The organism is Pseudomonas sp. IC_126 (assembly GCF_004331835.1).
Lineage (GTDB): Bacteria > Pseudomonadota > Gammaproteobacteria > Pseudomonadales > Pseudomonadaceae > Stutzerimonas.
This window is the reverse complement of the sequence record NZ_SJSS01000003.1, coordinates 232,161-250,932: the sequence shown is the minus strand read 5'-3', so window position 1 is coordinate 250,932 and position 18,772 is coordinate 232,161. Positions and strand designations below refer to the sequence as shown.

15 protein-coding genes are annotated in these 18,772 nt (G+C 61.5%); 5 read left to right on the top strand and 10 right to left on the bottom strand.

Going from position 1 to position 18,772, the window contains the following annotated elements; genetic code table 11:
• Positions 1–5: 5 nt before the first annotated feature.
• Together E0D86_RS12080 and E0D86_RS12075 are read right to left on the bottom strand one after the other, a co-directional pair.
• Positions 6–779, bottom strand: a complete 774-nt coding sequence (locus E0D86_RS12080) for an SDR family NAD(P)-dependent oxidoreductase (protein ID WP_131650281.1) — start codon at positions 777–779, stop codon at positions 6–8.
• 10 nt (positions 780–789) lie between these two features.
• Complete coding sequence (locus tag E0D86_RS12075) at positions 790–1,521, bottom strand: SDR family NAD(P)-dependent oxidoreductase (protein WP_131650280.1); 732 nt, start codon at positions 1,519–1,521, stop codon at positions 790–792.
• 234 nt (positions 1,522–1,755) lie between these two features.
• Between E0D86_RS12075 and E0D86_RS12070 the strand changes: the two genes are divergently transcribed.
• The 5 genes from E0D86_RS12070 to E0D86_RS21620 all read left to right on the top strand — a co-directional run bounded on the left by E0D86_RS12070 (position 1,756) and on the right by E0D86_RS21620 (position 8,021).
• Positions 1,756–3,081: an MFS transporter gene (locus E0D86_RS12070; protein WP_177493046.1), complete on the top strand. Its 1,326-nt coding sequence runs from the start codon at positions 1,756–1,758 to the stop codon at positions 3,079–3,081.
• A 15-nt stretch (positions 3,082–3,096) separates the two neighbouring features.
• On the top strand, positions 3,097–3,933 hold the full coding sequence (locus E0D86_RS12065; RefSeq protein ID WP_131650278.1) for an alpha/beta fold hydrolase: 837 nt from the start codon (positions 3,097–3,099) through the stop codon (positions 3,931–3,933).
• A gap of 28 nt (positions 3,934–3,961) precedes the next feature.
• Positions 3,962–6,091, top strand: a complete 2,130-nt coding sequence (locus E0D86_RS12060) for an FAD-dependent oxidoreductase (protein ID WP_131650277.1) — start codon at positions 3,962–3,964, stop codon at positions 6,089–6,091.
• Between the two features lie 61 nt (positions 6,092–6,152).
• Entirely contained in the window at positions 6,153–7,427 is a 1,275-nt protein-coding gene (locus E0D86_RS12055) for a DUF5710 domain-containing protein (RefSeq protein ID WP_131650276.1), read from the top strand.
• 267 nt (positions 7,428–7,694) lie between these two features.
• A complete protein-coding gene (locus tag E0D86_RS21620; protein ID WP_131650275.1) occupies positions 7,695–8,021 on the top strand; it encodes a hypothetical protein in 327 nt (108 codons plus the stop codon).
• Positions 8,022–8,103: 82 nt separating this feature from the next.
• Here the strand turns inward: E0D86_RS21620 and E0D86_RS12045 are convergent, their stop codons facing one another.
• The 8 genes from E0D86_RS12045 to E0D86_RS12010 all read right to left on the bottom strand — a co-directional run bounded on the left by E0D86_RS12045 (position 8,104) and on the right by E0D86_RS12010 (position 18,680).
• Positions 8,104–8,919 carry a hypothetical protein gene (locus E0D86_RS12045; protein ID WP_131650274.1) on the bottom strand — a complete coding sequence of 272 codons (816 nt, stop codon included), beginning with the start codon at positions 8,917–8,919 and terminating at the stop codon, positions 8,104–8,106.
• 484 nt (positions 8,920–9,403) lie between these two features.
• Positions 9,404–10,789 carry a DUF1329 domain-containing protein gene (locus E0D86_RS12040; RefSeq protein WP_131650273.1) on the bottom strand — a complete coding sequence of 462 codons (1,386 nt, stop codon included), beginning with the start codon at positions 10,787–10,789 and terminating at the stop codon, positions 9,404–9,406.
• A 286-nt stretch (positions 10,790–11,075) separates the two neighbouring features.
• Complete coding sequence (locus E0D86_RS12035; protein ID WP_165914238.1) at positions 11,076–11,492, bottom strand: nuclear transport factor 2 family protein; 417 nt, start codon at positions 11,490–11,492, stop codon at positions 11,076–11,078.
• A 168-nt stretch (positions 11,493–11,660) separates the two neighbouring features.
• On the bottom strand, positions 11,661–12,548 hold the full coding sequence (locus E0D86_RS12030; protein WP_131650271.1) for an NAD(P)-dependent oxidoreductase: 888 nt from the start codon (positions 12,546–12,548) through the stop codon (positions 11,661–11,663).
• A gap of 48 nt (positions 12,549–12,596) precedes the next feature.
• On the bottom strand, positions 12,597–13,427 hold the full coding sequence (locus E0D86_RS12025; protein ID WP_131650270.1) for an SDR family NAD(P)-dependent oxidoreductase: 831 nt from the start codon (positions 13,425–13,427) through the stop codon (positions 12,597–12,599).
• A gap of 85 nt (positions 13,428–13,512) precedes the next feature.
• Positions 13,513–15,114 carry a DUF1302 domain-containing protein gene (locus tag E0D86_RS12020; protein ID WP_131650269.1) on the bottom strand — a complete coding sequence of 534 codons (1,602 nt, stop codon included), beginning with the start codon at positions 15,112–15,114 and terminating at the stop codon, positions 13,513–13,515.
• Between the two features lie 243 nt (positions 15,115–15,357).
• The gene (locus E0D86_RS12015; protein ID WP_131650268.1) at positions 15,358–16,731 is read right to left on the bottom strand and encodes a DUF1329 domain-containing protein; all 1,374 of its coding nucleotides are present in this window, start codon (positions 16,729–16,731) and stop codon (positions 15,358–15,360) included.
• 278 nt (positions 16,732–17,009) lie between these two features.
• Positions 17,010–18,680: a class I adenylate-forming enzyme family protein gene (locus tag E0D86_RS12010; RefSeq protein WP_131650267.1), complete on the bottom strand. Its 1,671-nt coding sequence runs from the start codon at positions 18,678–18,680 to the stop codon at positions 17,010–17,012.
• Positions 18,681–18,772: the final 92 nt, after the last annotated feature.

Below are 18,772 nucleotides of genomic sequence, written 5' to 3'. Positions count from 1 at the left end.
GAAAATCACTCCAGCACCGTGTAGAGATCCGAACTGCGCCCGCCATCGACAGGCAGGCTGGCGCCGGTGATATAGGAGGACTCGTCAGAAGCGAGGAACAGCACGGCGTTGGCCAGCTCTTCGGGCCGGGCAACGCGGCGCATGGGGATCAGCTTTTCGGTGTTGATGCGCGTCTGGTCGTCAGAGAGCATTCCGGCCGTCGAGGGCGTCGCCACCACGCCGGGCACCACCACGTTGCAGCGCACCCCGACCGCTGCGCCTTCGGAGGCCACCGCGCGGCTGAAGTTGATCACCGCGGCCTTGGCCGCCGAATAGCCGGACATCCAGGCGGTACCGAACAAGCCGCAAATGGAGGCGATGTTGACGATGGAACCGCCGCCGCTGTCCTTCATCAGGCGCATGGCGGTGCGGGTGCCCCAAAAGGTGCCGTCCACGGTGGTGGCGAAGTTGGCGCGCCAGTCCTCGGTAGACATGCTGTCCACCGCGCCCCAGGTAAAGGCCATGGCGTTGTTGACCATCACGTCGAGGCGCCCATGCTCGGCCGCCACCGCCTCGATGGCGCCGACGAAGGCCTGCTCGTCACTGACGTCAGCCACCTTGAATTCGGCGCGTCCGCCGTTCTTGCGGATGCTTTCGACCACTTCAGCCAGGGGCGCTTCGCGGCGGCCACAGACGATCACCGTGGCGCCCTCCTCGGCCAGGCGGCGAGCCGTGGCCGCGCCGATGCCGGAGCCGCCGCCTGTGATGAATGCGATCTTTCCTGTCATGCGAGATGTCATGTACGTGTCCTCAAAGGAAGGCCATGCCGCCGTTGACGGCGACGTTCTGTCCGGTGATGAAGCTGGCGTCGTCGCTGGCAAGGAAGGCCGCGACCCGGGCGATTTCCTCCGGCAGGCAGAGGCGAGCCAGAGGAATGGCCTTGACCATCGCCTCCATCCATTCGGCGGGAATGCCGGCCATCATCGGCGTGTCGGTCGGGCCGGGAACCAGGGTGTTGATGCGGATGCCATTGGCGGCCAGCTCACGGGCGGTGCTGCGGGTCAGCCCCATGATTCCAGCCTTGCTGGCGCAGTAATGGCTGGGCCCCTCGCCCGTCATGGCGGCGGTACTGGCCAGGTTGACGATGGCACCAGCGCCGGCCTGGCTCATCAGCCGGGCCGCTTCGCGGGTGCAGAGGAAAGCGCCGGTCAGGTTCACCCCGATCACCCGGTTCCAGTGCTCCAACGGTGTGTCGAGAAAGGCGTCGTGGGAACCGATGCCGGCGTTGTTGACCAGAATGTCCAGGCGACCCGACTCGCTGACGACGCGCTCGAACGCTGCGTTCACCGAAGCTTCGTCGGTCACGTCGCAGCGCTGTACACGGCCTCGCTCGCCCAACCCGGCAACGGTTTCTTCCAGTGCCTCGACGTTGATGTCCGCCGCGTACACAGTGGCGCCCTGCTCGGCAAAGTGCCGGACGATGGCCCGCCCCATTCCCTGCCCGGCGCCGGTCACAAATGCAATTCTGCCTTCGAGTCTCATGCCTGCTCCTCCTGTATGGGTCGTCGGCTTTCGGGCCTGACGAGCCAGTTGCGTTGGAGCGGATGATTCATGCCACCAGCAAGCGAAACATCGTCCGTTGAGACTAAAGGCCGGCAGCCGACTCGCAGGGCCGGGAGACGAGTTCGGCACTGGTCTGAATGGACGATGTGGCGCGCCGACTACCCCGCCGATGATCCCGGCAACAATGACAAGAACAAGACAGGAACGCCTATCGTGAGCAGCTCCCCGAGAGTCACCTGGCATAGCCACTACGCCCTATGCGTGCTGGCCCTTATCTACGTCTGCAACTACATCGACCGCTATCTCGTGTCGATCCTCATCGAGCCGATCAAGCTTGAGTTCGGCGTGTCCGACACCCTCATCGGCCTGCTAACCGGCGTTGCCTTCGCGCTGTTCTATACCGTGTTCGGCCTGCCCATGGGGCGCCTCGCCGACCGCATCGGACGCAAGCCTGTAGTGGCGCTGTCGTGCATTGCCTGGAGCCTGATGACCATGCTTTGCGGCGTGGCCACCAGCTTTGCCATGCTGCTGGCGTTCCGCATTTTGGTGGCGGTCGGCGAGGCCGGCGGCTCGGCGCCTTCGGTGGCGATGGTGGCCGATCTCTACCCGGCGCGGCTGCGCTCGCGGGCGCTGTCGATCTTCATGATGGGGCCGCCGCTCGGCCTGGCGCTGGGCCTCGGTGCTGGCGGCTGGGTAGCCGAGCACTACGGCTGGCGCGCGGCGTTCATCATCATCGGCGCGCCGGGCATCCTGATCGGCCTGTTGCTGGCCTTCACGGTGAAAGCGCCGCGCCCCGCACCGGTGTCGACGCAGATTCGCCAGGAGTCATTTCTGAAAACCGTGCAGGGCATGCTCGCCCTGTCGTCTTATCGGCTGATTCTGATCGCGGGTAGCCTGGCCGCTGTCGCTGGCAATGCCATCGGCACCTGGAACCCAAGCTTTTTGATCCGCTCCCACGGCTTAGGCATTCAGGAAGCCGGCTTTCTGATCGGCATCGTCGGTGGTTCAGCCGCAGCCCTCGGTACGCTTGCCTGCGGGATCGTCACCGACCGTTTGACGGCGCGCGATGCCGGCTGGCAGGTCGGCGTGGCGGCGCTTGGCACGCTCATCAGTGTGCCCTTCGGCCTGTTGTTTTTCTTCTGGCCCGACGGCGTCGCCCTCACCATCGCGGGCAACAGCGTACCGACTGCTTTCTTCTTCTATATAGGCTTCGCCTTCTTTGCCACCTGGTGGACGGTGCCTTGTTTCGGCGCCATGAGCGGCCTGTTCCCTCCGGCCAAGGTGGCCCAGGCCACCGCGCTGTTCCTGATGGGCGTCACCCTCGTCGGCGTCGGGCTCGGCCCGCTGGTGGTCGGGGTGCTGAGCGACCTTTTCCGCGCCGCCATCGGCGACGAAGCCCTGCGTTACGCCATGGCCAGCACCATTGCACTTCTGCTGGTTCCAGTGATCTGCCTGTCCCTGGCGGTACCCCGCTACCGGCGCCAGACCCTCGACGCCTCCCCTGACCCCAAGGCCAAAGCCGAAGCCGTTACCGCCTGAGACGAGGACTACTCAATGACCGAGCAAAGCCATGACCTGCCGCTGCCCACCGGCAAGTACGTCACCCTGAAAACCGGCCTGACCCTGCACTATCTGGATATCGGTGAAGGACCGATCGTGGTCTGGCTGCACGGCAGCGGTCCCGGCGCCAGCGGCTATAGCAACTTCAAGGGCAACTACCCGGTCTTCGAGCAGGCCGGCTACCGCAACATCATCGTCGACCTGCCCGGCTTCGGTCGTTCCGACAAGCCGGCGGATGCCGAGTACCATCTCGACTTCTTCATCACCCACCTGCACGCGCTGCTCGATTCGCTCGGTATCGACCGCTGCACCCTGCTGGGTAATTCTCTAGGCGGCGCTATTGCCCTGGGCACCGCGCTCGCCCACCCGGAGCGGGTCGAGAAGCTGATCCTGCTGGCGCCAGGCGGCGTCGAGGAACGCGAGACCTATTTCAAGATGAAGGGCATCCAGCGCATGGTGGAAACCTTTGCCGCCGGTCCAATGGGCATCGAACAGATGCGCCACGTGATGCAGCTGCAGGTATTCGATCCGTCCAATCTGACCGAAGCCATCCTCGCCGAACGCGCGGCGGTAGCACCCAGCCAACCGGCCAACCTGTTCTCCACCATGCTGGTGCCGAACATGACCGAGCGCCTCGGTGAGCTGAACTGCCCGATCTTCGGCTTCTGGGGCAGCGACGATGTGTTCAACCCGTCGAGCGGTGTGTTCAAGCTGCTCGAGCACGCGCGCAACGCACGCTTCACGCTGCTCAACCGCTGCGGCCATTGGGTTCAGGTCGAGCACCCGGAGCTGTTCAACCGCCAGTGCCTCGAATTCCTTCAGGAAGACTGAACCGCCGCCACGCAGAAGGACATTCACAATGACCAGCTATTCGCACCTGCTCTCCCCCGGCAGGCTGGGCAACCTCGAGTTGCGCAACCGCATCGTCATGGCACCGATGGGCTCGAACTTCGCCGAGCAAACCGGCCACTGCGGCGAGCGCATCCAGGCCTATTACGAGGCCCGTGCCGCTGGTGGCGCGGGACTTCTGATCATGGGTGTGTGTGCCGTGGCCTACCCGGCCGGCACCGCCGAACCCTGGCAGGTCGGCGTTTCGCGTGACGACTTCATCCCCGGCCTCGCGCAACTGGCCGAACGGGTCCACAAGCACGGTGCGAAAATCGCCATGCAGTTGCAGCACGCCGGCAAGGTGTCGGTGCGTGACATGGCCGAAGGCCGCGAACTCTGGGTGCCGTCCATGCCGACACCGGTCAAGAGCGACATCATGGACGCGCTGACCCCGGAGGAAATAGCCAATTTCGTCAGCTCATCGCGGGGCATCGGCTCCGGCCCGCGCATCCGCGTGATGGACCGCGAAGACATCGCGCAGATGGTCGAATGGTTCGCCGCCGCAGCGGTACGCGCCCAGCAGGCCGGCTTCGACGGTGTGGAAATTCACGCCGCGCACAATTACATCATCGCCGGCTTCCTCTCGCCCTATCACAACCAGCGCGACGACGAATATGGCGGCAACCTGGAGAATCGCTCGCGCCTGCTGCGCGAGGTGCTGGCCGAGACCCGTCGACGGGTCGGCGATACCTTCGGTGTCTGGCTGCGGCTGGATGCCTACGAGCTGCACACACCCGGCGGTATCACCCTGGAGGAAACCCGCCAAGTGGCGCAAATGGCCGAACTTGCTGGCGCCGATGCGGTGTCCGTTTCGGCCTATGCGCGGGTCACCACCGGCACCGCGTTCACCGACGCGCCGCTGCTGCACAAACCGGCCGGCTATCTCGATTGGGCAGCCGACGTGCGTGAAGCCGTGGGGATTCCGGTGATCGCCGTAGGCCGCCTGGAACCGGACGTCGCCGACCGCGCCATCGCCGAGGGCAAATGCGATTTCATCGCCATGGCACGTAAGCTCCTGGCCGACCCGGAGCTGCCCAACAAGCTCGCCGCCGGCGACCCCGACAGCATCCGGCCGTGCATCTATTGCTACACCTGCGTCAGCCAGATCTTTATCAACCAGCGGGTCAAGTGCGCGGTCAACGCCTTTACCGGACACGAGCACGAGGCGGTCATCATGCCGGCCGAGCGGCCGCGCCACATTGCCGTGGTCGGCGGCGGCCCGGCAGGTCTGGAAGCGGCACGCATCGCCAGCCTGCGCGGGCACAAGGTCACCCTAGTCGAGCGCAGCGAACGCCTTGGCGGCACGCTGTTCTTCGCCGCCCTCGCCTATCACGAAAACGGCCGGCTGCTGGACAACCTGGTGCACCAGGTCCGCGCCCTGCCGATCGATATCCGTCTCGGCACCACTGCGACGCCTGAACTGTTGAGATCTCTAGAGGTGGACGAAGTGCTGGTGGCCAGCGGCGCCCGCCGCGCTGCGCCGGCGATTCCCGGCGCCGACCTCAAACACGTCTGGAGCGGCGACGAGCTGCGCCGGCTGATGACAGGCGACCGCGCCGAGGAAATCGCCAAACAGAAGCTGTCGCTCACCCAGCGCACACTGATGAAAGCCGGCAGCCTGACCGGCGCCACCAATAGCACCGAGGCCATCCAGACGCTGTCGCGCCTGTGGATGCCGCTGGGCAAACGCGTCGTCATTGTCGGTGGCGGTCTGGTCGGCCTGGAACTGGCCGAATTCCTCATCGAGCGCGGTCGCCAGGTCGCCGTACTGGAACCGGGCAGCAATCTGGGCAGAGAACTCGCCATCGTTCGGCGCTGGCGGGTACTGGACAACCTGCGCAGCCACGAGGTGCCGCTTCTGACCGGCATCAGCGTCGAGCGTATTCGCGATAACGACATCGACTACCGCGACGCCAACGGCGAACGCCAGCAACTGCCGGCCGATTCGGTGGTCCTGGCCATCGGCGCCGAACCCGACGACACCCTCGCCACCAGCCTGGAAGCTGCTGGCCTCAACGTGCAGCGGATCGGCGACTGCGGCGAACTGGGCTATATCGACGGCGCCATCCATAGCGCCACGGCGGTGGCGCTGCGGTTGTGAGTTGACTGGCTGGTATCGCTTAGTTGAAAAGGCCTCGGTGGGAACATCGGAGGCCTTTTGTGTGCTCGTGACAACAGAGTTGTGGGACTGCCGGTTGGTTAGATATGGCTTGCTTGCTGATGATGGCACCGAGCCGAATCATGTCGTTGGAAGCAAAGCCCATCAGCACAGAAGAAACTACGAGGGAAAGATGTCCAGGCGCATAGATCTAGCAGTTCCGTATGAGGAAAAGGACGAAGCCAAGCAGTACGAAGTCGAGTGGGACGAAGAAAACCGTGTTTGGTGGACCACGGAAGAGCATATGTGCGAAGAGTTGGAGCGTTGGCTCCCTTACTTTCCGAGTTCGAAAGAGGTTGTTGAGTCTCTGTCTCCGCTCCACTCCACCCAAGCCGAACGCGAGCACGTACAGCTTCTTTCCCAAAACTGTGAGTTCAAGGAGTGGATGCTGCTGATGCTTCCGGATGGCCTGTGGGGTGCATTCTGGAGGGATGATTTAGAGACCTGTCGCGCTTCATATGTGATTGATGGCGACTATGCGAAGGGCTGCCGGTATGTGTCAGCAAGCCCAACAGAAACGATCACGTACATGCGTGACAACCGGCTGTATCTAGGCGCTCTACGAGACGGCTTGGAAACTACCGATGTCGAGCTACCAATCTGCTATGGCTCGTTAACCATTGGTGGGCGAACTATAGACATTGAGCTTCCCTGGTTGTGCGCGCATCTGATGGAACACATGTCAGAGCACACCCCGGTTCCCCCGAAAGACAGTGACATCGCATGTGAGATTTTCAGGTTTCTCGATAGCAATACTACTTCACAGTTTAAGTTCCCCCTGATCGAGCAATTAGCCAAGGCTGAGGAAATCTCACAAAAACTGCGAGTTCCGTTGCCTAAAGGTGCTCATGAAAATCGAATGGCCTGTCAGGAATTCATAGATACCCATAGTGCTGACCTCACAATGTATAAGGCGATTCGAAGACACCTGGACGTAGCCTCACGGCCAGTGACCAAGCGAATCAATAACTATGTGAGATGGTTGTTTGCTCGAACGATGCTCTCACAGGGCATCCCATGGGAATCCATCGCTGAACAGCTAGCGGTAAAAACTAAAGCAACAATCGAGAAGTATGCTGCTCAGGCCGACGAGGCAGAGCGAGAAACTCCAGAGCTTCTTACCGCTCCGTTCTATCAAGAGCTGGTGAAGGTGGGCCTCGCCGGTAATAGCGTCGACCTTGCCGTGAGTCGAATGGTCGATGCTGAGGCCTGGGACGAATTTAGTCACGAGCGCCAAGTAAGGCGAAAACTGAAAGCTACGCTCCGACAGCCAGCCTAGCTGAGGCTACAAGTGGAAAGGGGCAGATCTATCCATAGCAAACCGTCCGTTTCTGTCCCGTAACCGCTCAACCATATGTTCTGTTTTTGGGCCGTCAGCCCTCACCAAAATTGTTCTCCGAGCGATAAGTCTCGACGGCTTGACCATCCGACCCGCTGCGATTCGCAGCCACGCCGGTATCGCCCGCCTTTCGTACCCGTGTTTTTCCAGCCCTTCCTCAACTGACCATGTAGAATCCCGCGCCCGAAAAATGCAGGAGACGATACGTTGGTCATTCACTTTTTTGCGTCCGAGGAAAATGTTGCATGTGGACGCACTGGGACGAGCTTGAATAACACACGGGAAATCACCCAGGTCACTTGCAAGCTCTGCCTTCGCTCTGTCGAGAAGACAGCCAGCGAACCTGTACGCAAAACGCCAAGCCTCGCTGAATTGAGAGCGGCTGCAAAGGCTGAGAAAACCTCGGCGGCTGCGGCCAAGGCTGCAAAGGCTAGCGCCGGCCAGTCACCTCGCGTCGAGTGGCAGCAGCGTCTGGCGCAACTGCCAGGCCGAAACCGCCTGCCGCGCGGCATGTCCGGACAAGCTTTCGTCTAGACATCACCAGAGTGTCCGCTTCCGGCCAGAAGCGGACAATGAATCCAATAATAAATTCGTCCCCTTTTCAGAATACGTAGGTTCAGATAGGAACTTGCACAGGCTTGCCTTCGATTATCCTGTTGCTCCTTTGAATGAGTGTCATCGGGTTCGACGTGAAACTCTCTACCGTTGTGATTTCAGTGATGTCCGATAGGTCTCCGATATTTAGCTCTAACGCCCCTCGATCGTTTAGTGCCTCAGGCTCAGCGCCGAAGCATAGTCTGTACTCTCGTTGCCAAGCGTACTCAATCGGTTTGCGAAACAATCCTATCGGGCCGCTGTAGTCGCTGAAGTCTACGTAATCGACCTGGCCGTAGCCTCCTTCAAAGAAGGGAGAACTATAAAGGTGAGGGTGGGCCGCAATAGCTTGTGAAAGCCTTCTAGAAAACTCTGAGTGGTTCGTAATACGAAGGACATGGGTACCAAACTCTCCGAAACGCTCGCTGAATCGCAGCATTCCGTTGTTGAGCCCCCAAATTTGACCGTCATGTCCGGCTGACACAGAACCTAAGCAGTACACCATGACGGTTTCAGGACGAGGCAGATGCAGGGTCATGATTGTCTCCGGGCTCAACACGATTTCGTCGTGTCCTTCAGCCTGTAGCGCGAGCTCGCTGACAACCCCATCCCTTATGCCAGAGCTGAGCTTAAGGTACACATTCTCTAGATCGTCCCTTCGAAGTGCAGCGCCGGCTTCACCTTGAAGCTTCGCGAAATAGTCGGCGCTATTCATGTAAAGCAGGCCACGCTGCAGCGCCTGTAGTCGATCTAGATTAGCCACCTTGAATAACATCCAGCACTGCTTGTTCGGCATGCGATCAGGTATCACCTGCATCTGCACTTCACCAGATATCATCTAGCCTCCAAATCTCTACAGATCATTGTTCAACCAGCGGGGTGGGAACTGACTGCGGCTTGACGCTTGCGGCTACTGGCTCTTCAACCCCTGCTCGCACGGCACCGATAATATCGTCAAGAGCCGCTAGGGCGTCGTTCACTTTACCCACATCAAAACTGGTTGAATCGGCCCGAGTTTAGTAGGCATTTGGAATGACCGCTTCTGGCCGTTAGCTGCCACCACTAAATCTCTCAGTCAACAACCGCTTCTATATCTAATCCGGTGCAATTAGCAGGCAGGCCGGTTTCGGTCATTGTTCGTATCCAATAACCTTCCCCACCGATGGCACGCGCCAAAACGAGCGAAGCCACCGAATAAACAGTGGTCGGCAGTCCTTGGCATCCATGCCAGCGAACCAGCCCAGGTAACTCACCGAAAACTCCAGCCACATCCGAAGCAATACCAACCCGGTTGACCTAGAAGGCATCGCCTCATGCGAAAGTTACTGACCAGCGCGCCGGGCGGCTTCGGGGCCGAAATCGCCTGGCGATACATCACCGCGGTTGAGCCAGTAGCCACGACGCTGTTCGTTGATGAGGTTGAACGCTAGGTAGGTCCCGGCCTCCAGGTCATGGTAAAGGCCGACACCCGCCTGCCACCCTTCCAGCTCTGGAAGATGAATGGTGTTGAGCATGGAGGTCCGCCACAGGCCGCCACGGGTGTCGTAGTTGTCGCCCATCACCGGCATCCAGCTGTCCTCGTCGATGTACAGGTCGCGCTTGGCGTAGAGGTGTCGGTAACCTTCCTTGAGCGTCGCCTGTATCACCCAGACCCGTCGCAGCTCATAGCGCATCACGTCGGGGTTAATGTGGTTCGGCGTCAGCATGTCGGCGTATTTCTGGGTTTTGGCGTGGATCTTGTAATTATTCGCGGGGATGAAGAGCTCCTGCTTGCCAATGATCTTCCAGTCGTAGCGCTGGCCGGAGCCGTTGAAAATGCGCACCTCGTCCACGGTGATCGAACCGCCGGTACCGGGGAACGACATGTCATAGCCATAGCCCGGCGACTGGCGCACGCGTCGGGTGCCAGGATCGTAGCGCCAGCTCTGCGAAGGTTTGGCGACGTAATCCCAGGTGTGAATGCCGTTGTTCACCTCGCCTTTGTCGCGCAGCGGCAGCAACGTCAGGTTGCTGTAATAAGACGAGGCGGCCAGGTCTTTGGTGTAGATGACCTTGTTGGGTTGGTTGCCTGGCGCCGAGTTACGCGAGTGCACGCGCCCCCAGTTGACGTTGCCGTCCTTGAGGACGTAGGCGTTGTCCGAAATGTAGTCCTCCGTCCAGGCGTAGCGGCCACCCATGGTGGCGTTCATGCGGATTTCCTCGGCTGACTGAGGGATGGGGAACATCACCCCGCCCGCGCGACCCTCGATGCCTTCGCCGTTATTCACCAGTTTGGCGATGCGCGCGTTTTCCAGCGTCGCGTCGCAGACGCCCTTGTTGTAGGAGAAGTCGCGATGCGTCGGGTAGACCGGCATGCGGAAGGTGTCGGGGTACTGCTTGAACAACGCTTTCTGGCCGGCCGACAGATGCTCGGCGTAGCGATCCATCGTCTCGGCGGTGATCACGAAAAGCGGCTGTTCGTTGGCATAGGGGTCTTGCGGATGGGTGCTGGCTTTCGGGTCGATGCCATCCGGCGCGCCGGACCATTTGCCGCTGAACTCAGGGATCGTGCCTTCCGCATTCCCGGCCTTGATGGCGCCGAGGCAAGTCAGTTCGGTGCCCAGTCGGGCAATCTGATCTTCAGGCAGCTGTGCCAGGCTCAGACCGGAATAAACCTGTAAGGCGAGCACACCGGTAAGCCCGAGGCACAGGGACTGTTTACGTCGCATATTGTTCTCCTTATTGAATCGACGACTTTTCGCGCAGCCTGTGGGCTGCAACGAGACAAAGCTCAAGGCAGATACCGGCGAAGTGCCGGGGTTTGGAGAACAAGTGAGGCGACGCGCTCCGGTTCATACCTGTCCCTGAGGCAATGAGACGAGTATCGATAGCGGCGGCTGAACGCAGCATCGTCCGCTCGGACTACCGGAATATCAGGCGGAGCGCCTGACCAAAGAGAGGCTCTGCCCCGCAGGATCTGCAACTGATGGATCGCCGCGCACGCTATGCAATCAGTTACTCATCTGCAGCCAGAGCCACGGCGTGCTGGGAGCCGACGTGCAGGCGGCGGGAAACGAAGCGCCAGCCATCATCGCTACGCTGCAGGACGTCTTCGTAGCGGATGTACATGTCCAGACGCTGGTTCTGCGCTGCTATCAGATGGCTGGCCACGCAGTAGGTGAACCCCGCAGCGCGGTCACCTTCGATCCGATACAGATGGTTGTGCACATTGTGCATCGTCCACTCGAAGCGCTCGCTCAGCAGGCCAACGAGGTAATGGCCGTCGTCGAGGTCGTAGCCCGGCCCGCTGACTCGCACCTGGCCGTTGAGAAAGCACGCGCAGAAAGCATCGGCGTCGCGCCGGTCGGCGGCATCGGCGTAGCGATAGAGGAGTTGCTGAATTTCAAGCTGATCGTGCAGATGCTGGCTCATGTGAGGCTCCTGTGCTGGTGGCGCCAGCCTCAGCTGGAAACGGATTGCCGGCATCCTCGGAACGGACTATCTGGCGGGCCGAGAGCGAAGGTGCTCGGGTGCGCTCGATAAACGACAACAAGCCCGCCTCACGGGTCGCGAAGCGGGCTTGCATGTGCGCGTGCGGAGCTACAGGTAAGTTTTCACCAATGCCTCGACCGCGTTGCGCACGTCGCCACGACGATAACCAAGGCTGTTGTCCGGCTCATAACGCGCATAGTTACCGCGGCCGGTATAGATCGCCGAATCGGGCAGCAACGGGTGCTCTTGGTCCAGCTCCGGCAATTGCTGCCGATTGCCTGCCGCATCGAAGAACAGCTGGAAATACTCTGTGAAGGAGAGATTTTCTTCCCCGACCAGATACGCTTTGCCCGGCTCACCGCGCACCAGCGCATTGAACAACGCCTCGGACAGCGACTGCACCGACATGAAGTTGGTACCGCCCTTGGGACCGAACGGCGGGATCCCCTCCAACTGCCCCATGGCATACCGGGTGTAGGCCTCGAACATCGCGTTCGGCAGGCCAGGTACGTGACCGACCATGAACGGCGCGTTGACCGACATCACCTCGAACTCCGGCGTATTCAGTGCGCGAACGCCCATGCATGACTCATGGCGCGAGCGCACGTAGGGGTTGCTATCGATCAACTCCGGCGCAATCTGCGGGTAGAAGCTGCCGAGCATGACGGCGCGGCGGATGCCGGCATTGCGCGCCTGAGCGAAGAAATTCGGAATCGCCAGCGAATTGTTGGCATGCCATTGCGCTGCCAGATCGCCTGCCATATCGACATGGCGAATGTCGTGGCCAGCACAGAACAGCAGCGCGTCGAAGCCTTGAAGCAACGAAGCGTCGAGCTTCTTGCTGGTGTAATCCAACGCCACGAAGGGCAATGCCGCCAGCGACGGCGCTGTCGGTGCGTTGCGCGAGGCGATGGTGGCGTTCCAACCCTGCTGCTGCAGGTATAACGCCGCGTGACCGCCCAGCAGACCGCTACCACCCACTACCAATACGTTCATTTTTTGTCCTATTAGTCAGTACAAAGTGTCAGCGCCAATCGCGCGGGCTCAGTAGATAAAGCCACCGCTCTCGACCACCGGCGTATTGGTCCAACCGCCCTGCGGGGTGCGATACCAGCCGGCGGCGGCCAGCGCGCCGCCGTCGACATGCAACGTGGTGCCGGTGATCCAACCGGCCAGATCGCTGGCCAGGAACAACACGGCGTTGCTCATATCCTCTGGTTCGCCGAAACGCCCGAGCGGAATCCAGTCCGAGACCCGCTCGCGGTATTCGGGTTTGATCACCGCGCTGACCGGCATTTGCGGCGTTTCGGTGGTTTCGGGTGCGATCTGATTGACGCGGATGCGGTCGCCAGCCAGCTCCAGCGCCAGGCTGCGCGTGAAACCTCCCAGCGCTGACTTGAAAGCTGCATAGACAGAGAGAAACGGGATTCCGCGGTAGCCTTCGATGCTCGCCACGTTGACGATGCTGGCCTGCGCCCCGGTACGGCGACGGAGCAGCGGAATGGCTGCTCGCGTGACCTGAAAGACCTGGCGCAGGTTCACCGCGTAAAGCCGCTCGAAATCCTCGTCGCTGTATTGCTCGAGTGGCTTGAACACCTGCAGGGCGTCGCCCACGTTGTTCACCAATACATCCAGCGCCGGGTAGCGCTCTGCAACCGTGGCGAACGCGCTATCCAGCGCTGCCTGCGAAGTCACATCGGCCTCCAGCACCAGATGGCCTCCGTCGCCCAGAGACTGGCGCACCTGGTCCGCACGCACCGGGTCTATTTCGAGCACGATCACTCGCGCGCCAGCTTTAGCAAAACGCTCCGCCACATCGCGGCCGATACCGGCGCCGCCACCCGTGACCAACACCGTTTTGTCGTTGAAATTCATGGCTACCTCATTGTTGTTATTGAAAGGAATGCACATTGAAAATGACGGCCAGACTGGATAGCCGCTTCATCGTCCGGAGCGATGGTCAGAAGCTGTATTTAGCGTTGAACGACAGGTAGTCGCGGTCGGCCAGCATCCGTCCCTTAGCGATGTTCGGCGAGCTGAGGTAATCGACGTAGGTCATCCCGACCTGGAAGTTGCCCAGATACTTCAAATCCGCGCCGAGGGTCAGGCGCTTCTCTGCGCGGCCGATGCCCTGCAGGGCGCTGCCGTCGAGGTTCTGCTGCCAATTGACCTTGGTCACCAGGTCCCAGCCACTGAAGACGTTCGGGTACTCCAGCTGCGTCCCAAGCCCGAGCAGGGTCGAACCGCGGGTCTGGCCGTCGTAAACGAAACTGTCGAAGTTGCCGATGTCGACGCCATCGACGGTGATGCCTACCGGGTCTACCGAATCGATGTACTGGTGCATCACCTCGCCGAAGACCGACGTCTGATGCGCAAGCCAGCTCGGGCCGATCAGATACTGTGCGTTGACGTTGGCCTGCCAGACCTCGCCGCGTGCCGGCGTGCCGTTGTCCAGATAGACCGCCGAGCCGTCGCGGTAACTGAGATCGCCAGCGAACTGCACCGCATCGCCGATCTTCGAGCTGAAGCTCAGGCCAGTCAGCTTCACGTCCTCGAAATAACCCAGCTTGAAGGTTCCGGGCGCCACGCTGCCAGACATCGAGGAATAGCGGGTGTCGCCACCGAAGTTGAAGAACAGCGCACCGACACGCTCGTGGTAGCGGTAGTGAAACAGGCCCACCTCGGTGCTGTCGGTCAGCCGGTAGCGCAGGCCCACGCCCCATTGCCCGCTGTCTCGCGGTTCTTCTTCGCCACCGTAGGACAGCGCAGCGAACTGCGGATTGCCGGCAGCGAAGCGGAAATACTCGGCGCCTGGGCCGAAGATGTCACTGCTGTTGAAGTAATCGCCCACCGGATTGAGCTGGGTCTCTTCCCACTCGTACTGGTAGAAGCCCAGCAGCGCGAGGTCTTCGTTGAGCGACCAGGAGGCGGAGAACTGCCCCACCGGCAGGTAGGCATCTTTCGCCTCGGTGCCCGGCACGTTGAACTTGGTCGAATCCACTGGTGCCTGTCCCTGACTGATGTTCGGCCAGAACATGCTCTCGCCCCAGGCCACCAGATGACGGCCAGCCTTGAGCGACAGGTACTGGCCCTCGAGAACGTCAAAATTGCCGTACACGTACGCATCGAGCAGGCGCGCCCGACCACCGCTGTCGCGGCGCGTGTCGCTGGTGAAGGTGTCGTGACGGCCGCCCTTGTTCACGGTGTCCGGCGAATCATTGTCGTTGCGGCCATGGTAGGCCTCGTCATAGAAGTGGCTGGCGCGCAGCACCGCACCAAGGTTGTCGTGGCGTACCAGCACCTCGCCGAAGAGGCTGACGCGGTTGGTGATCAGCGAGCCGCGATCGAAGTTGCGCGTACCGTCGTCGTTGTTGAGGCTTTCGAGGTACTGCCTGGCGGGCTTGCCGGTCCGTACCGAGGCGGTGTAGTTCACGGTCAGCATCGTATCGATGGTGGTCTTTTCACCGATTTCGAAAGTCGGCCCGGCCAGCGCCGCTCCGCTGCCCATCGCTATCGCCACGCCCAGCACGTGCAATGCAAAACCTGATTTCTTGTTGCTCATGGCTTGCTCCGTTCTTGTTGTCGTCTCGCTACCGTTCCGATTCAACCCCCCGGCCGCATGCGGACCGAGGCAGCAATCGCCCGCCCCCGGGCGCGCGCTCGGCTGGTCGCCAGCAGTGTGCGAAGGTCGTTCTTGCATCTGGTTCGAAGAATTAGCGGTAGGGCTCGAAGCGCTCGAATGGCACTTCACCATGTTAAAAGCCGGCGCCACCATCGATCGCACCGGCTCTCCACATGCAACCGGTCAGCGCCCTGCGGCGCGAAGGGCGTCAGGCGTGTACATGCTCGGGGACAGGTTTCCAGCGTTCAGGATCGGCCCTTTTTTCGATTCGTTGGTCAACGAGTAGGCCAGGTACTGACCGGTGCTCAGGTCGTGGTAAAACGCCGCGCCCGACTGCCAAGCGCTCATGTCAGGGTGGTAGTAGTAGTTCGTGGAAGCGTATTTCCACAGCTGGCCGCGTGTGTCGTAGTTGTCGGCCAGCACGCCGTGCCAGGTGTCCTCGTCAAGGAACATCACCCGCTTGCCGTACACGTGGCGGTAACCCTCCTTCAGCGTCGCCTCCAGCACCCACACGCGGCGCAGCTCGTAACGCAGATGCTCGGGGTTCGGATGTTTGGGGGTGAGCAGGTCTGCGTACGTCACTTCGCCGCTATTGACCTTATAGGCGTTGGCCGGGATGTAGATTTCTCGTTTGCCAAGCATCTTCCAGTCAAACCGCTCCGGCCCACCGTTAAACAGGCGGTCCTCGTCGACGATCATGGTGCCGTTGCTCCCAGCCATTGGCTGGTCGTAACCATAGCCCGGCGACTGACGAACACGGCGGGTGCCAGGGTTGTAGGACCAGGCGGTCCGGGGATTGGTGGCGAAGTTGTAGGGTTCGTGAGCGGCAATGGCAGTGCCGCGATCCCGGGTCGGCAGGATGGTGTAGTTGTAGGAGTAGGCCTGTACACCAGCCTTGGTATAAGGCGTCTCGGTCGGGTGGTTGGCTGGCGACAGCCCCTTCATATGGGTGCGGCCCCAACCGATGTTGCCGTCGGGCATCACCGAAGCCAGATCACGTACGAAATCCTCGGTCCAGGCCCGCGCCGGAAGCTGATGGTTCCACAGCAGTTCGTACCCGTTCTTGGGAATTGGGAACATCACCTGGCCGATACCTTCCACACCCATGCCTTCATCGACCACCTCGGCGTTCAGCGCATTCCACTTGGCCCGCTCGCATATGTAATCCGGGTAGCGGTAGTCGCGGTGGCCAGGGTAAACGTTCATACGAAAGGTGTCGGGGTACTTGCGGAACATCGCCTTCTGGCCTTCCGTCAGGCGCTCGCCATGCTCCTCGAAGTTCGCCGCGGTGATGACCACGACCGGTTTCTCATCGGCATACGGATCGACCGCCTTCCCACCGGAGTGAAGTACGTGATCCCAACTTGGCACCTCGCCGAGGTATTTGCCTGTGAACTCGGGGATCGAACCGTCGGCATTGCCGGCACGCTCGGCACCCGTACAGGTGAGGTCATTGCCGAGGCGGGCCGCCTCTTCCTCGCTCACCTTGGCATACGCGTCCAGCGACATCAGTTTCACCGCCAGCGCCATTGAGAGAAGAGCTACAGATTTTTTCATTGTTATTGTCTCCATCGGTTGCCTATCGGATCTGGTACCGATTCTTTCCAGAGACCCAAGCCCTTACATCGTCTGTAAAGACTACCCGCCGTATTCGCTGGATCGATTGGCGCGCACCCGTTCGCGCGCGCTTGAACGCAGCGGTTACGCAGAGACGATTGCGTGATGAAAACGAGGACGAGCGACCGCGCAACAGCGAGAACTCGCCGCTGCGCGGGGACGGGAAGACGTGCCGGAGCCCAAGTCAGCACATAGGCTCGACCGGCACGGCAGGAAGGCTACAGCAGTGCTTTGAGCTCCTGTTTCACCAGCTTGCCCATGGCGTTGCGCGGCAGCGGTTCGTCGCGCAAGCAGAGGCGCGACGGCAACTTGTAGGCGGACAGTCGCTCGGCCAGGTGGCGTTGCAGCTGTGCTTCATCCAGCCGCGCACCAGGGCGCAGGCAGGCCACCAGCCCGACGCACTCACCCATCGCCTCGTCAGGCAGGGCAAATGCCGCCGCCTCGCTCACGTCAGGATGGCTACAGGCGCAGTGTTCTATCTCCAGAGCCGAGATGTTCTCGCCACCACGGATGATCATGTCCTTGATGCGGTCGGTGATACGTAGGAAGCCATCCTCATCGAGGACGCCGACATCGCCGGTGAACAGCCAGCCCTCGCGCAGCGTCTCGGCAGTCTCGTCCGGGCGGTTGCGATAGCCCTGCATCAGGGTCGGCGTCCTGAGCCAGATCGGTCCCGGTTGGCCGGGTGGCAGCGCCTGCCCTGGGTCCTCGCCGATGCGGATGTCGACGATCGGTAGCGCCCAACCGGCGCAGCCGGGGCGAGCAACGAACTGGTTACCCGCATAGGCCGCGCCGATGCCGTTGCTTTCGGTAAGGCCATAACCTGCTCCGGCCAAGGCGTTCGGCCTGAGCTCGATCAGTTGGTCCAGCAAGGCCGTCGAGGCCGCACCACCGCCCAAGCCCAAGCCCATCAGACAGTCGGTCTCGGTACTGCCAAAGCGTGGATGAGCCAGCACCTGCTGCATCATGACCGGCGCGCCGCTGAATTGGGTGCAACGCTCGCGCGCGACCAGTTCGAGCGCCTGGTCGACGTCCCATTTGTACATCATCACCAGCCGCCGGCCGCCGCGCAGCGCGTTGAGGAACATCGCGTGCAGGCCGCTGACGTGGAACAACGGCACCGCCAGCAGCACCGTGGGCTGCAAGCCGGATTCCAGCAGTGGGCGGATGCGCTCGTAGGAGGTCATGCCGGCGAAGGCGCTTTGGAATTCCAGCGCGAACAGGGCCTGGGCAATGGCACGATGGGATGACACCGCACCCTTGGCACGATGGGTGGTGCCGGAGGTGAAAAGGATCAACGCCGGATCGTCGGCAGCGGGACTGTGCGGTTCCACCGCCTCTACCGACTCGCGGAGCAAGTCCGCATAGGCCAGTATGCCTTCGGCCGCCTCGACGTCCACAGCCAGTGCGCGTACATCCAGTGCCGCCAGTCGATCAGCCACTAGATCCAGGCGCGCCGGATCGCAGATCAGCAGCACCGGGTCGATGTCCTCCAGCGCATTCAGCAACTCGTCGCGCAGCGCCCAGCTGTTGAGCGGGACCGGCACCGCTCCGGCCTGCACCACCGCGACGAAGCCGACCAGCCATTCGGGCCGGTTGCGCATGGCAATGGCGACCCGCTGGCCCGGCTGTACGTCGAGGGTGCGCACCAGGTGCGCGGTCAGCCGATCGACCGCCTGGTAGAACTCGGCATAACTCAGGCGCAGGTCCTGCCATACCAGGAAAGGCCGCTCGGCGAACGCCCGACCGGCCTGCACCGCTTCGACCAGATTAGCCGGAGCGTTGCGGAACTGACGCGTGCCCTCCTCCGACGCTACCACCTCGAAAGACGCTCCCGGCGCGATGAGCTGCTGCCATGCACCCTGCCACTGCTGGATCTGCTCCTTCATTTGCCGTCTCCTGTTACCGGGCCATGGCCGGGCGACCTTTGCCCGGCCTGCGACCCTCATCATTATTGTTGTTGTTTGGCGCGTGCTATGCG